Below are 13,653 nucleotides of genomic sequence, written 5' to 3'. Positions count from 1 at the left end.
GCACCGCATCATCCTCGCGAGAAGCCCACTCCACCACGCGGTTGACCCTGACGTCAGGGCAGGCTGCAAGACTCGGGTCATGGCCTCACACCTGATCGCGGGGGGTGGATCACGATGAGCACGGCCCCGGCCACGACCGGCGCCCTCATCGAGGTGCACGACCTCACCAAGACCTTCGGCTCGTTCACCGCCGTCGACCGGCTGTCGTTCACGGTCGAGCCGGGCCGGATCACCGGCTTCCTCGGCCCCAACGGCGCCGGCAAGACGACCACGCTGCGCATGCTGCTCGGCCTCGTGCACCCCACCAGCGGCACCGCGACCATCGACGGGCGCGACTACCGCGACCTCGACCGTCCGCAGGCGATGGTCGGTTCCGCCCTCGAGGCGACGAACTTCCACCCGGGCCGCAGCGGACGTGACCACCTGCGGGTCCTCGCCGCGGCTGGCGGGCTGCCCGAGAGCCGGGTCGACGAGCTCCTCGAGCTGACCGGCATACCGGCTGCCGCGCGCAAGCGCGCCGGTGAGTACTCCATGGGCATGCGCCAACGGCTCGGCCTCGCTGCAGCCCTGCTCGGGGACCCCCGCGTCCTCCTCCTCGACGAGCCGTCCAACGGGCTCGACCCCGAGGGCATCCGCTGGCTGCGGGGTTTCCTGCGGCACCTGAGCCACGAGGGCAAGACGATCCTCGTGTCCAGCCACCTGCTGCAGGAGGTCGAGCAGACCGTCGACGACGTCGTCATCATCGCCAACGGTCGCCTCGTGCGCTCGGGGGCCATGTCCGAGCTGCGCGGCGCGCCGTCCACGGTGGTGCGCACCTCCGACCGCGAGCAGCTCGCCGGGGCCCTGCGGGTCGCCGACGTCATGAGCGCTCCCGGCAGCGACGGCGAGCTCGTCGTCGAGACCACCGACAAGCGGCTCGTCGGTGACGTGGCCCTGCGGGCCGGCCTGCCGGTGTGGGAGCTGCGCGACCGACGTCCCGACCTCGAGGCGCTCTACTTCGAGCTCACCGAGGGCACCAACCGCAACCTCGGGGATGGCGCCGTGCCGGTCGAGGCCGATGCCGTCACCGGCCAGGAAGGGGCGAACGAGTGATGGTCGCTGCCATCACGTCCGAGTTCCTCAAGTTCTTCACCACCCGCCTCTGGTGGGGGATGGCCATCGCCATCGTCGTCGCGGCAGCGCTCTTCGCCGTGCTCTTCGGCTTCCTCCTCACGATCCCGCCGACCCAGGAGTCGATCGACGCCGGCCAGCCGACCGGCACCCCGCTCCAGATCGCCAACAGCGTCTACACGTCGGGTCTCACCATCGGCTACACCCTCACGCTCGTCATGGGCATCATGCAGATCGGCTCCGAGTACCGCCACAAGACGATCACGAGCACGTTCCTGAGCACGCCCCGGCGCGCACGCGTCATGGCCGCCAAGATCGTCGCGCTGCTCGGCATCGGTGCGGTCTACGGGCTCATCTCGCTCGTCGGCTCGGTCGTCGCCGGAGCCATCGTCCTGCAGGCGCGCGGCTTCGACGCCTTCCCGAGCACGCAGGTGCTGCGCTCCTTGGCGCTGAGCCTGCTCGTCCTCGGCCTGTGGGCCCTCATCGGCCTCGGGGTGGGCATCCTCATCCCCAACCAGGTCGCGGCCCTGCTCATCGCGATCGGCGTCGCCCAGATCGTCGAGCCGCTCGCCGGCTTCGCGCTGACGTTCTGGGACTTCGGCCAGGAGCACGTGGCCAAGTTCATGCCGAGCCAGGCGACGAACGCGATGGTCGAGGGCGTGACGCAGGGCGGGGACAACGCCGTGCAGCCCCTCTCCTGGTGGACTGCCGCCCTCGTCCTCGCCGCCTATGCGGCCGTCCTCAGCGCGATCGGGACGTGGCGCACCGTCCGCCAGGACATCACCTAGCACCTCCCCACCGCGGGAGTGGGCGCCGGGTTCAGGGGCCGGCGTCCCCCGCGGTGGGTGCAGGCCCCACGCCGGGGCCGGGAACCAGGGAGCCGGTATGCCGGGTGCGCGCCACACGGCATACCGGCGCTGTCGTCGTCCCGGGTCCCGGATGCGGGCACGCCGCACGCTGGACCCACGCTCGCGCCCGCGCGTGGGAGAGATAGGCTGGTCAGACACGTGAACGTCGATGTCGACACGCAGAAAGAGGCGTATCCGCCGTGCCTGACCAGCCCGCTTCGAGCGACCCCCTGACCGCATTCGGACCCAACGAATGGCTGGTGGACGAGCTCTTCGAGCAGTACCAGAAGGACAAGAACTCGGTCGACAAGGCGTGGTGGGAGTTCTTCGCGGACTACGACCCGGCGACCGGACAGTCCGGCAAGGGCAACGGCACGGCCACCGAGTCGCCGAAGGCGGAGGCCCCCAAGGCAGACGCGCCCCAGGCTGCGCAGGCGGCTCCCAAGGCAGACGCGCCCCAGGCTGCGCCGGCGTCTCCCAAGACCGCGGCGCCCCAGGCCGCGCAGGCGGCTCCCAAGACCGAGGCACCGAAGACCGAAGCACCCGCGGCACCCAGGACCGAAGCGCCCAGGACCGAGGGAGCCAAGGCCGAAGTGCCCAAGCCGCGCGACGCCAAGCCCACCAAGAGCGAGGGCGCCGTGAACGCTCCGGAGACGGCACCGATCCGCGGAGCCAGCGCCCGCGTCGTCACCAACATGGAGGCCTCGCTCGCGGTCCCCACGGCGACCTCGGTGCGCGCCGTCCCCGCCAAGCTCCTCGTCGACAACCGGATCGTCATCAACAACCACCTCGCCCGTTCGCGGGGCGGCAAGGTGAGCTTCACCCACCTCATCGGTTTCGCCATCGTCAAGGCCTTGGGCGTCATGCCGGCCATGAACGCCGGCTTCGGCACCGACGACAAGGGCAAGCCGGTCCTCATCACCCCGGCGCACGTGAACTTCGGCCTCGCGATCGACCTCGAGAAGCCCGACGGCAGCCGCCAGCTCCTCGTTCCCTCCATCAAGGCCGCGGAGACAATGGACTTCGCGCACTTCTGGACGGCATACGAGGAGATGGTCAAGAAGGCCCGCGGAGGCAAGCTCACCGTCGAGGACTTCCAGGGCACCTCGATCTCGCTGACCAACCCCGGCGGCATCGGCACCGTCCACTCGGTGCCGCGCCTCATGGCCGGCCAGGGCGCGATCATCGGTGTCGGTGCGATGGACTACCCCGCCGAGTGGCAGGGCGCCAGCGACGAGACGCTCAACCGCAACGCCGTCTCCAAGATCCTCACGCTCACGAGCACCTACGACCACCGCATCATCCAGGGCGCGCAGTCCGGTGAGTTCCTCCGTGTGGTCCACCAGCTGCTGCTCGGCGAGAACGGCTTCTACGACGAGATCTTCGAGAGCCTGCGCATCCCCTACGAGCCGGTGCGCTGGGTCCAGGACATCTCCGCCTCGCACGACGACGACATCAACAAGGTCTCGCGCGTGCAGGAGCTCATCCACGCCTACCGCGTGCGCGGCCACCTCATGGCCGACACCGACCCGCTCGAGTACAAGCAGCGTCGCCACCAGGACCTCGACGTCACGAGCCACGGGCTGACGCTCTGGGACCTCGACCGCTTCTTCGCCACGGGTGGCTTCGGGGGCGAGCCGTTCCTCAAGCTCCGCAAGATCCTGGGCATCCTGCGCGACAGCTACTGCCGCAGCATCGGCGTCGAGTACATGCACATCCAGGACCCCGAGCAGCGCGAGTGGATCCAGTCCAAGATCGAGGTCGGCTACGCCAAGACGACCCGCGAGGAGCAGCTGCGGATCCTGCGCAAGCTCAACGCGGCCGAGGCGTTCGAGACCTTCCTCCAGACGAAGTTCGTCGGCCAGAAGCGCTTCTCGCTCGAGGGTGGCGAGTCCGTCATCGCCCTGCTCGACCGCGTCCTGTCGCGCGCCGCCGAGGACGAGCTCGACGAGGTCTGCATCGGCATGCCGCACCGTGGCCGCCTCAACGTGCTCGCCAACATCGCGGGCAAGTCCTACGGCCAGATCTTCCGCGAGTTCGAGGGCAAGCAGGACCCCAAGTCCGTCCAGGGCTCCGGTGACGTCAAGTACCACCTCGGCACCGAGGGCACCTTCACCGCCGAGGGCGGCGCGACGACCAAGGTCTACCTCGCCGCCAACCCCTCACACCTCGAGGCGGTCAACCCGGTGCTCGAGGGCATCGTGCGCGCCAAGCAGGACCGCCTCAACCTCGCCGGCGAGGACTTCACGGTCCTGCCCGTCCTCCTCCACGGCGACGCGGCCTTCGCCGGCCAGGGCGTCGTGGCCGAGACGCTCAACCTCTCGCAGCTGCGCGGCTACCGCACCGGTGGCACCGTGCACGTCGTCATCAACAACCAGGTCGGCTTCACGACCTCGCCGAGCTCGTCGCGCTCGTCGACCTACTCCACCGACGTCGCCCGGATGATCCAGGCGCCGATCTTCCACGTCAACGGTGACGACCCCGAGGCGTGCGTGCGCGTGGCCGAGCTCGCCTACGAGTTCCGCAAGGAGTTCGCCAAGGACGTCGTCGTCGACATGGTCTGCTACCGCCGCCGTGGCCACAACGAGGGCGACGACCCCTCGATGACGCAGCCGCTCATGTACAACCTCATCGAGGCCAAGCGCAGCGTCCGCAAGCTCTACACCGAGTCGCTCATCGGCCGTGGCGACATCACCGTCGAGGACGCCGAGGCCGCCCTGCGCGACTACCAGCAGCAGCTGGAGCGGGTCTTCGTCGAGACCAAGGAAGCCCTCAAGGCCAACGACGCGGAGGCCGCCAAGGCCGCCGACGACAACTACACCGGCACCGACGTGGAGGGCCACACCGGCCTCGAGCCGCCCACGGCGCAGACGACCGACGCCACGAACCGCTCCGCGACCGAGACGGCGATCTCGCCGGAGGAGCTCAAGGCCATCGGTGAGGTCTTCGCCAACCCACCGCAGGGCTTCACCGTCCACCCCAAGCTCCAGCAGATGCTGGAGAAGCGGGTCGCAAGCATCAGCCAGGGCGGCATCGACTGGGCCACCGGCGAGCTCCTCGCCTTCGGCTCCCTCCTCAAGGACGGCACGCCGGTCCGCCTCGCGGGCCAGGACAGCCGGCGCGGCACGTTCGTGCAGCGCCACGCCGTCCTCATCGACAAGACGACTGCCCTCGAGTGGACGCCGCTGCTCTACCTCGGCGAGGGCCAGGGCCGCTTCTGGGTCTACGACTCGCTGCTGTCCGAGTTCGCCGCCATGGGCTTCGAGTACGGCTACTCGGTCGAGCGCCCGGACGCCCTCGTCCTGTGGGAGGCGCAGTTCGGCGACTTCTTCAACGGCGCCCAGACGATCATCGACGAGTTCATCAGCAGCTCGGAGCAGAAGTGGGGCCAGCGCTCGTCCGTCGTGCTCCTCCTCCCCCACGGCTACGAGGGCCAGGGCCCGGACCACTCCTCTGCCCGCATCGAGCGCTTCCTGCAGATGTGCGCCGAGGACAACATGACGGTCGCCTACCCGTCGACGCCGGCGTCCTACTTCCACCTGCTGCGCCGCCAGGCCTACGCCCGTCCGCGGCGTCCGCTCATCGTCTTCACGCCGAAGTCGATGCTGCGGCTCAAGGCGGCGTCGAGCATGCCCGAGGACTTCACGACCGGGACGTTCCGCCCGATCCTGCCCGACCGCGAGGGCGCCACGAGTGGCACCGTCGACCGGGTCCTCCTCGCCGCCGGCAAGGCCGTCCACGAGCTCGAGGCCGAGCGCACCAAGCGCGGCGACACGAGCACCGCGATCCTGCGACTGGAGCAGTACTACCCGCTGCCGACGCGTGAGCTTGCCGACGAGCTGGCGAAGTACCCCGAGGCCGAGCTCGTCGTCGTCCAGGACGAGCCGCAGAACCAGGGCGCCTGGCCCTTCCTCGCGCTCAACCTCCCGTCGGCCCTCGCCGAGGTGGGCGTGCAGCGCCCGCTGCGGGTCCTGTCCCGCAAGGCCTCGGCCTCGCCCGCCACGGGGTCGACCAAGAAGCACCAGGCCGAGCAGGCCGAGCTCGTCGCGGCGGCGTTCACGCGCTGACGCGACGCACATCAGCGCCCGGCGGCCCCGTCCTCACGGACGGGGCCGCCTCTGCGCGTTAGGGTTTCGACGTGTACTTCACCGACCGAGGGATCGAGGAGCTCGAGACGCGTCGCGGGGACGAAGAGGTCACCCTCGCCTGGCTCGCCGAACAGCTGCGCACCTTCGTGGACCTCAACCCTGACTTCGAGACCCCCGTCGAGCGGCTCGCCACCTGGCTGGCCCGGCTCGACGACGAGGACGACTGACCGATGAGCACCGACCAGACCCTTCCCGGCGCACCCGCCGACGCCGAGGAGAGCGAGACCAGCGACCTCGAGTTCCGTCCGAGCGCGGCCTTCGCCGTGCCGGCCGAGGGCCCCCGCGACGTCGCGATCGTCTTCATGGGCGCATCGATGGTCGCCGGTGTCGGCGACCCCAAGGGCCAGGGCTGGGTGACCCGCGTCGTCGGCCGCACGTCCCACCCGGATCTCGAGCTCACGGCATACAACCTCGGGGTCCGGGGCCAGACGAGTGGCGACGTGCTCGCCCGCTGGCACACGGAGTGCCCCCCGCGCTGGAAGGACCGCGGCGAGAGGCGGCTCGTCGTCCAGGTCGGTGCCAACGACATCGCTGCCGGCGTGACCCTCGCCCGCCACCGCCTCAACCTCGCCAACATCCTCGACGAGGCGGCCAGCAACGGCGTCTCCGCGTTCGTCGTGAGCCCGCCCCCCAGCAGCGACGCGGCGTTCAACGAGAAGCTCGCCGTCCTCGTCGAGGCCCAGGCCGACGTGTGCTCACGCCGCTCGGTCCCCTTCGTCGACTGCTACCGCCCGCTCCTCGGCCACGACCAGTGGCGCTCGGAGCTGGCCTCGAGCCGCGACGGGCACCACCCCGGCCAGGCGGGCTACGGCCTCATGGCGTGGCTCGTGCTGCACAACGGCTGGAACGAGTGGCTCCAGATCTGAGCGGTGCCGCCGCGACAGGTCAGGTCGTGAAGACGACCTTGCCGGCCACCTGACCCTGCACCATCCGGGCGAACCCCTCACGCGCGTCGGCGAGGGGGACGACCGAGTCGACGAGCGGCTCGATGCCGCTCGCCACGACGAAGGACGCGAGCCGGGCGAGCTCGTCGCGGGTGCCCATGGTCGAGCCGACGACGCGCAGCTGCTTGAAGAAGATCTTGGTGAGCTCGGCCTTGGCCGGCGCGTCACCCGACGTCGCACCGGAGATGACGATCGTGCCGCCGGGCCGCAGCGAGTTGACCGAGTGCGACCAGGTCGCCGCTCCCACGGTCTCCATGACGGCGTCGACGCGGTCGGGCAGCCGCTCCCCCGACGCGAACGCACGCTCCGCGCCGAGCGCGACGGCCTGCTCCCCCTTGGCCTCGTCACGGCTGGTCACCCAGACCCGCAGGCCGGCGGCGCTGCCGAGCTGGACGAGCGCCGTCGCCACACCTCCGGCCGCTCCCTGGACGAGGACCGTGCCTCCGGGCTTGACTCCCGCGTTGGTGAAGAGCATCCGGTATGCCGTGAGCCATGCGGTCGGGAGGCAGGCGGCCTGCTCCCAGCTCAGCTCGGCCGGCTTGGGGACGAGGTTGGCGCGCGGGACGGCCACCTTCGTCGCGAGCGTGCCGTCGTGGAGCTCGGAGAGCAGGGTGCGCCGCGGGTCGAGGGTCTCGTCGCCCTGCCAGCCGTCGGAGGGGATGACCGCGTGGACGAGCACCTCGTTGCCGTCGGGGTCCACGCCGGCGCCGTCGCAGCCGAGCACCATCGGCAGCCGGTCGGCAGGCAGGCCCACGCCACGCAGCGACCAGACGTCGTGGTGGTTGAGGGCGCAGGTCCTCAGGTCGACGACGGCCCACCCGTCACGGGGTTCGGGATCGGGACGCTCCCCGACCTCGAGACCCGACAGCGGGTCGTCTGCGGACTGCGACACGGCGTAGGCGGCAAGCATGGGCTCGACCCTATCCAGCCGGCTCTGGCTCCGGTGCGACGATGTGGGCATGACCATTCGCGAGCGGCTCCTCCGCGGCACCGTCGTCGTCGACGGCGGGCTGTCCACCGCCCTCGAGTCCCGCGGCCACGACCTGTCGGGGCTCCTGTGGTCGGCGCGCCTCCTGCGGGAGGCACCGGACGAGCTCGTCGCCGCCCACCGCGGGTTCGTCGACGCCGGCGCCGAGGTCGTCATCACCGCGTCCTACCAGGCGAGCCACGCGGGGTACCGCGCCGCGGGGCTGACCGACGAGCAGTGCGACGCCGACCTCACCGCCTCGGTGCACCTGGCGCGAGAAGCCGCCGGCGACCGCGCCCTCGTCGCGGCCTCGGTCGGTCCGTGGGGTGCCCACCTCGCCGACGGCTCCGAGTACACCGGCTACCCCGGGGTGGGACGGGGCGCGCTGCGCGACTTCCACGCCCGACGGCTCGAGCTCCTCGTGGCCGCCGGACCGGACCTCGTGGCCGTCGAGACCCTTCCCGAGCTGCTCGAGGCCGAGGTGGTCGTCGAGCTGCTCGAGGAGCTCGCCCCCGAGCTGCCCTACTGGGTGTCCTTCTCGGCGACCCAGGACGCCCGGGTGACCGGGGGCGCGCCCTTCGCCGAGGCCGCAGACGTCGTGGGCGACGCCGCGGTCGCAGTGGGCGTCAACTGCACGGCGCCTCGGTACGTCGACGAGCTCCTGGCCTCCGCGCGGCCGCGCGTGCCGTTCGTCGTCTACCCCAACGCCGGTGCCGTCTACGACGCGGCGACGAAGACGTGGACCGACGGCGGGTCCTCGCGCTTCGAGCCCGCGACCGTGCAGCGCTGGGCCGGGCTCGGGGCCTCGCTCATCGGCGGCTGCTGCGGCATCGACGCCGACGGCGTCCGCAGCATCGCGGACGCCGTCAGCGTCTGAGTCCAGGCGGCAACCCTCAGGCGAGGCCGGCCACGGCCGCCGCGACGGTGTCGGCGACGCCCGGCGCGAAGACGCTCGGCACGATCTCCTCGGCACTCGGCTCGGGCACCATGGCGGCGATGGCCTCGGCGGCGGCGATCTTCATCGCCTCGCTGATCTGGCTCGCGCCGGAGTCCAGCGCCCCGCGGAAGATGCCGGGGAAGGCGAGGACGTTGTTGATCTGGTTGGGAAAGTCCGAACGCCCCGTGGCCACCACCGCGGCGTGGCGGTGGGCGACGTCGGGGTGGACCTCCGGGTCGGGGTTGGCGAGCGCGAAGATGATCGAGCCCGACGCCATGCGGGCGATGTCGGCCTCGGGGACGGTGCCTCCCGAGACGCCGATGTAGACGTCGGCGTCGACGAGCGCCGTGGAGAGCTGGCCGGTGAGCCCGCGAGGGTTGGTCGACGCGGCGATGCGGTGCTTGTGTCCCGTGAGGTCCGCCCTCGAGGGGGAGATGATCCCTCGCGAGTCGCAGACGACCACGTCCCGCACCCCGGCGCGCTGGAGCAGGCCGGTGACCGCGACCCCGGCCGCACCCGCCCCGGCGACCACGACGCGGAGGTCCGCGAGCGAGCGCCCCACGACCTTGGCCGCGTTGAGCAGCCCGGCGAGGACGACGATCGCGGTGCCGTGCTGGTCGTCGTGGAACACCGGGATGTCGAGACGCTCCTTGAGCCGCGTCTCGATCTCGAAGCACCGCGGCGCCGAGATGTCCTCGAGGTTGATGCCGCCGTAGGACGGCGCGATCCGGGCGATCGCCTCGACCAGCTCGTCGACGCTGCCCGTCTCCATGCACACCGGCACGGCGTCGATGCCGCCGAAGTGCTTGAAGAGGATCGCCTTGCCCTCCATGACCGGCATGGCGGCGAGCGGACCGATGTCGCCGAGGCCCAGGACCGCGGTTCCGTCGGTGATGACGGCCACCGTGTTGCGTCGCGCCGTGTAGCGGGCCGAGAGGCTGGGGTCCGCGGCGATGGCGCGGCACACATCCGCGACGCCGGGGGTGTAGAGCAGGGCGAGGTCGTTCCTGTCCCTGAGCGGCTGCGTGGCGTGTACGCCGAGCTTGCCGCCCTCGTGGGCGCGGAAGACCGGCCCCTCGAAGTCGAAGCTCCGGTACAGCGGGGACGCAGACATGAAAGGACTCCCAACGAAAGGACAGGTGCCACGACCGGCGCGGGCCGGCGGGTCGAACCACGTCCCTGGTGCGGGACGGCGAGGGGCGGGAGGTGTGCCGCGCTCGGCCATCCTCGCACGCGGCGTGAGGTCGCGTCTGCGGCTCGCTGCGTGCGCAATGCCACAATCGGCCCGTGCCCCGCTCCCTCGTCCCCCGTCCGCGCCTCGTGCGGGTCAACGGGCGTTCGATGGAGCCGACGCTGCACGAGGGCGACCTCCTCGTCACGCTCTGGGGCGCCCGGGTGCGGGCCGGCGATGTGGCCGTGGTCCGGCTTCCCGACGACTCCGACGGACGCCCACGCCCCCTGTCGGTCAAGCGGGTCAGCGGCCCCGACCCCGACGCTGGTGAGCGGTGGTGGCTCGACTCCGACAACCCGCGCGAGGGCGTGACGTCCTTCGAGGTCGGCTCGATCACGGATGCCGACGTGGTCGGTGTCGTCGTCGGCCGGCTGCACCCCCGGCCACGCTGGCTGCGCGGACGGCATACGCCCGATCGTTCGTGACGCACGCGTTGTAGGTTGGGAAGTGGCCGATCATCCGCCCAACGAAAGGGACGTTCATGCGCCTCCCCGCCCTGTTCCGCGTCACCGATGTCAGCGCCCACTGCGACCTGCCCTGCGGCGTCTACGACCCCGCCCAGGCACGCATCGAGGCGGAGTCGATCAAGGCGATCATCGCCAAGGTGGCCGACAACGACGACCCCGACTTCCGTACGCGTGCGGTGCTCATCAAGGAGCAGCGCTCGGAGCTCGTCAAGCACCACCTCTGGGTGCTCTGGACCGACTACTTCAAGCCGCCGCACTTCGAGAAGTACCCGCAGCTGCACACGCTCTTCAACGAGGCCACCAAGCTGGCCGGCGCCTCGGGCACCAAGGGCGAGCTCGACGCCGCCAAGGCCGACGAGCTCCTCGCCAAGATCGACGAGATCGACGCGATCTTCAAGCAGACCAAGAAGGCTTGACGCCCTGCGTCGACGAGGACGGCCCCGGCACGCGAGTGCCGGGGCCGTTCTGTGTCCGGCGCCGAGTCAGCGCGAGGTGTCGGTCGGGGCCGGGATGGTGCGGATGAGGGCCTCGACCACCTCGGGGTCGTACTCGTAGCCGAGGCCCAGGTGGAGCCGCTCCAGCGCCGTGTCGACGGAGGTCGAGTCGAGGCGACCGTGGGAGAAGTCGTCGAAGGCGTTGGCGACCTTGATGATCCGGCTCGCCAGCGGCACCTCCTCACCCCACTCGCGCACGTGCCGGAACGGAGTCGTCTGCCGCTCCATGAGGTCGGCCACGTCGTCGAGGACCTCCGTGCGGCGCACGATGCGCGCCCCTTCGGAGGCGATCCGACGCTGGTCGTCCGGAGCCGCGAGGACGGTGGCGCCGTCGGGGATGGGCGAGCGCAGGCCGACCTGCCCGAGGTCGTGGAGGAGGGCGGCGTACTCGAGCTCCTGGATCTGGTCGGCGTGCAGCCCCATCGAGCGGGCGATGGCCACCGACCGGACCGCCACCCGCGACGCGTGCCCGACCGGTGTGTAGCCCGCAGCCTCGGTGAGCCGGGACAGCGCGGCGATGGTCTGGCGGTAGGTCGCCCGGTTCGCGGCGAAGCGGCGGACCGCGACGTAGGTGAGCACCATCGGAAGCAGCCCGAGCGGGAGCGCCAGCAGGCCCATCACAGGCGCGAGGAAAGCCACGAGCGGGCCGGCGGCGATGACACCGAAGGTGAGGGCCTGGGCCTCACCGAGCTCGTCGCGCAGGGTGGTGGACGCCGGCAGCTCCCAGCGTTCGGCCTGGACCAACCCGGTGAGGACGAGGTCGGCGAAGAGTCCGGCGGCCGCAGCCGCCATCATCACCAGCGCCACGAGCCAGGCCTGGTGGGTGGTGTCGAGCTGCCAGGCCCAGACACCCTGACCGTCCACGACACCGACGCGCATGAGGGTCGCGGTGATCGCCACACCGACGGTGCGCGCCGCCACGAGGTACCACTGGGCCGGCCACCCCAGGAGGGACCGCAGGCCCAGCGCCAGCAACAGCGCCGTGGCCACGACCAGGGTGACCACGCCGGCGGGCACGTCGAACACCGCCAGTCCGTAGACCGGCCCGAGCAACGAGAGCGCGATCCCGGATCCCGTGGCGAGCGGCGCGGCGATCCGCCCGCTCGGCATGCCGACGCGGAAGAGCTCGCCGAGGGTGATGACGACGAGGAAGGCGCCGATGATACTCGGGTGCCGTTCGACGGCCTCGAGGAGCTGGTCGCCGGCCTGGAAGATCGACCAGAGCAGGGTCGCCGCGGCGAGGCCCAAGACGAGGAACTCGGTCCTGCGCCGGCTGTTCACGCGCCCACCGTCGACCCGCCGGCAGAGGCATCGTCGCGAGCTCGCACGGCGCGCACGAGTGCGGCCACCACCCGGTCGCCGTCGCTGCCGAAGGTGCGGGTGCGCAACCGCTCGAGGGCCTCTGACGGGCCGATGCCCTCACCGTGCAGGAGCAGGTCGTAGTCGTCGGCGACGCGCACCACCTCCGCAGCGAGCGTCGGAGCCGGCACATCGGGTCCGGCGTAGGCCACCTGTTCCATCACCGCGGAGGCACCCTCGAGGAACGGAAGGTCCTGGAGCATCGCGGCGCCCCGGAGCACGGCACTGCGCCGGTGGTCCAGCCCCTCCTGTCCGGGGGCCACCACGACCGTGCCGAGGTCGTGCAGGAGCCCGGCGGTACGGACGTCGGCAACCTCCTTGGGTCGCAGCCCGAGATCGCGGGCCATGACAGCGGCCAGCGACGAGACCCGGGCGCTGTGGCCCTCGAGCTCGGGGGCACGGGTCTCGATGGCCGCCACCAGCGCACCCAGCGCCCGTTCGCGCGCCTCGCGCTCCTCGCCGTACTGGAGCAGGGCCCAGCGAGCACCCGCGAGGGGGGCGAGACCGACGAGGACGGCAACGGGGCCGAGGTTGCCAGGCAGCCACATCACCACGACGACGAACGCGACGATGCCGTAGGCGAACTGGGTGAACCCCGAGCTGGTGAGCATGTCGACCAGCTGGAGCCGCAGCGGCACGCCCGCCGAGAGGCGGATGACACCGGCGACGAGCACGGCGTTCGCGAAGAGGTTGGCCGCGTCGGCGACCACGATCGGCAGGCCGACGTGGAGGATCAGGGGACCCACCCCCTGGAGGTCGTCCACGGCGAAGGACCCGCCGGCGAGGTCGTAGAAGATCCCCCCGACCATGGCCGACGCCGACGCCATGGCCATGTTGAACACCCTGCGGTGCAGAGCGATCCGCCGACGGGTCAGCGCCGCCATGACCAGACCGACCACGCCCGCCCCCACCGGTCCCACGATCGGGATCGCCGCGAGGACGACGACGTTGTCAGCAGTGAAGTGACTCAGGCCGTCGCTCGACGTCGAGGGCAGCCACCAGGTCAGAGCCCCGATGAACGCCAGCAGGCCGAGCGCGACCCAGTCCCCCGGCCACCCGTAGAGCTGGTGGCACGTAAGCGCAAACCCCCCGGCAAGAAGCACCGTCACACCGATGTAGATCGGTGTGCCGTAACGCACCAGAGTCGG

General features: G+C 71.2%; 12 protein-coding genes. 8 read left to right on the top strand and 4 right to left on the bottom strand.

From position 1 onward, the window contains the following. Window positions 1-114 precede the first annotated feature (114 nt). The 5 genes from LL946_RS13265 to LL946_RS13245 all read left to right on the top strand — a co-directional run bounded on the left by LL946_RS13265 (window position 115) and on the right by LL946_RS13245 (window position 6,972). Complete coding sequence (locus LL946_RS13265; protein WP_404381379.1) at window positions 115-1,092, top strand: ABC transporter ATP-binding protein; 978 nt, start codon at window positions 115-117, stop codon at window positions 1,090-1,092. Continuing rightward, window positions 1,092-1,898 (top strand): ABC transporter permease subunit, encoded by an 807-nt coding sequence (locus LL946_RS13260; RefSeq protein ID WP_404381377.1) that lies wholly within the window; start codon window positions 1,092-1,094, stop codon window positions 1,896-1,898. Before LL946_RS13265 ends, LL946_RS13260 begins: the two co-directional genes overlap by 1 nt. 260 nt (window positions 1,899-2,158) lie before the next feature. Next, on the top strand, window positions 2,159-6,025 hold the full coding sequence (locus LL946_RS13255) for a multifunctional oxoglutarate decarboxylase/oxoglutarate dehydrogenase thiamine pyrophosphate-binding subunit/dihydrolipoyllysine-residue succinyltransferase subunit (RefSeq protein WP_404381375.1): 3,867 nt from the start codon (window positions 2,159-2,161) through the stop codon (window positions 6,023-6,025). 71 nt (window positions 6,026-6,096) lie between these two features. Continuing rightward, entirely contained in the window at window positions 6,097-6,273 is a 177-nt protein-coding gene (locus LL946_RS13250) for a DUF6104 family protein (RefSeq protein ID WP_353953047.1), read from the top strand. A 3-nt stretch (window positions 6,274-6,276) separates the two neighbouring features. Then, on the top strand, window positions 6,277-6,972 hold the full coding sequence (locus LL946_RS13245; RefSeq protein ID WP_404381373.1) for a GDSL-type esterase/lipase family protein: 696 nt from the start codon (window positions 6,277-6,279) through the stop codon (window positions 6,970-6,972). Between the two features lie 19 nt (window positions 6,973-6,991). Here the strand turns inward: LL946_RS13245 and LL946_RS13240 are convergent, their stop codons facing one another. Then, the gene (locus LL946_RS13240) at window positions 6,992-7,960 is read right to left on the bottom strand and encodes a zinc-binding dehydrogenase (RefSeq protein WP_404381371.1); all 969 of its coding nucleotides are present in this window, start codon (window positions 7,958-7,960) and stop codon (window positions 6,992-6,994) included. A 49-nt stretch (window positions 7,961-8,009) separates the two neighbouring features. Between LL946_RS13240 and mmuM the strand changes: the two genes are divergently transcribed. Next, on the top strand, window positions 8,010-8,894 hold the full coding sequence (gene mmuM, locus LL946_RS13235; protein ID WP_404381369.1) for a homocysteine S-methyltransferase: 885 nt from the start codon (window positions 8,010-8,012) through the stop codon (window positions 8,892-8,894). A gap of 16 nt (window positions 8,895-8,910) precedes the next feature. On the opposite strand, the gene LL946_RS13230 is transcribed toward mmuM, so the two are convergent. Further along, window positions 8,911-10,068, bottom strand: a complete 1,158-nt coding sequence (locus tag LL946_RS13230) for an NADP-dependent malic enzyme (RefSeq protein ID WP_404381367.1) — start codon at window positions 10,066-10,068, stop codon at window positions 8,911-8,913. Window positions 10,069-10,241: 173 nt separating this feature from the next. Between LL946_RS13230 and LL946_RS13225 the strand changes: the two genes are divergently transcribed. Together LL946_RS13225 and sodN are read left to right on the top strand one after the other, a co-directional pair. Then, window positions 10,242-10,610, top strand: a complete 369-nt coding sequence (locus tag LL946_RS13225; RefSeq protein WP_404381365.1) for a S24/S26 family peptidase — start codon at window positions 10,242-10,244, stop codon at window positions 10,608-10,610. 56 nt (window positions 10,611-10,666) lie between these two features. After that, window positions 10,667-11,068 carry a superoxide dismutase, Ni gene (gene sodN, locus LL946_RS13220; protein WP_404381363.1) on the top strand — a complete coding sequence of 134 codons (402 nt, stop codon included), beginning with the start codon at window positions 10,667-10,669 and terminating at the stop codon, window positions 11,066-11,068. Between the two features lie 66 nt (window positions 11,069-11,134). On the opposite strand, the gene LL946_RS13215 is transcribed toward sodN, so the two are convergent. After that, entirely contained in the window at window positions 11,135-12,427 is a 1,293-nt protein-coding gene (locus LL946_RS13215) for an HD-GYP domain-containing protein (protein ID WP_404381361.1), read from the bottom strand. Continuing rightward, window positions 12,424-13,644 carry an HD-GYP domain-containing protein gene (locus tag LL946_RS13210; protein ID WP_404381359.1) on the bottom strand — a complete coding sequence of 407 codons (1,221 nt, stop codon included), beginning with the start codon at window positions 13,642-13,644 and terminating at the stop codon, window positions 12,424-12,426. Before LL946_RS13210 ends, LL946_RS13215 begins: the two co-directional genes overlap by 4 nt. Window positions 13,645-13,653: the final 9 nt, after the last annotated feature.

This window comes from Knoellia locipacati (assembly GCF_044791685.1).
Lineage (GTDB): Bacteria > Actinomycetota > Actinomycetes > Actinomycetales > Dermatophilaceae > Knoellia > Knoellia locipacati_A.
The sequence above is the reverse complement of the archived record's forward strand: the minus strand, read 5'-3'. Positions and strand labels throughout refer to the sequence as shown.

Excerpts from the sequence above, each read along its gene's own strand:
- LL946_RS13265 (WP_404381379.1), top strand. The coding sequence starts at position 115 with ATGAGCACGGCCCCGGCCACGACCGGCGCCCTCATCGAGGTGCACGAC.
- LL946_RS13260 (WP_404381377.1), top strand. The coding sequence starts at position 1,092 with ATGGTCGCTGCCATCACGTCCGAGTTCCTCAAGTTCTTCACCACCCGC.
- LL946_RS13245 (WP_404381373.1), top strand. The coding sequence starts at position 6,277 with ATGAGCACCGACCAGACCCTTCCCGGCGCACCCGCCGACGCCGAGGAG.
- LL946_RS13240 (WP_404381371.1), bottom strand. The coding sequence starts at position 7,960 with ATGCTTGCCGCCTACGCCGTGTCGCAGTCCGCAGACGACCCGCTGTCG.
- mmuM (WP_404381369.1), top strand. The coding sequence starts at position 8,010 with ATGACCATTCGCGAGCGGCTCCTCCGCGGCACCGTCGTCGTCGACGGC.
- LL946_RS13230 (WP_404381367.1), bottom strand. The coding sequence starts at position 10,068 with ATGTCTGCGTCCCCGCTGTACCGGAGCTTCGACTTCGAGGGGCCGGTC.
- sodN (WP_404381363.1), top strand. The coding sequence starts at position 10,667 with ATGCGCCTCCCCGCCCTGTTCCGCGTCACCGATGTCAGCGCCCACTGC.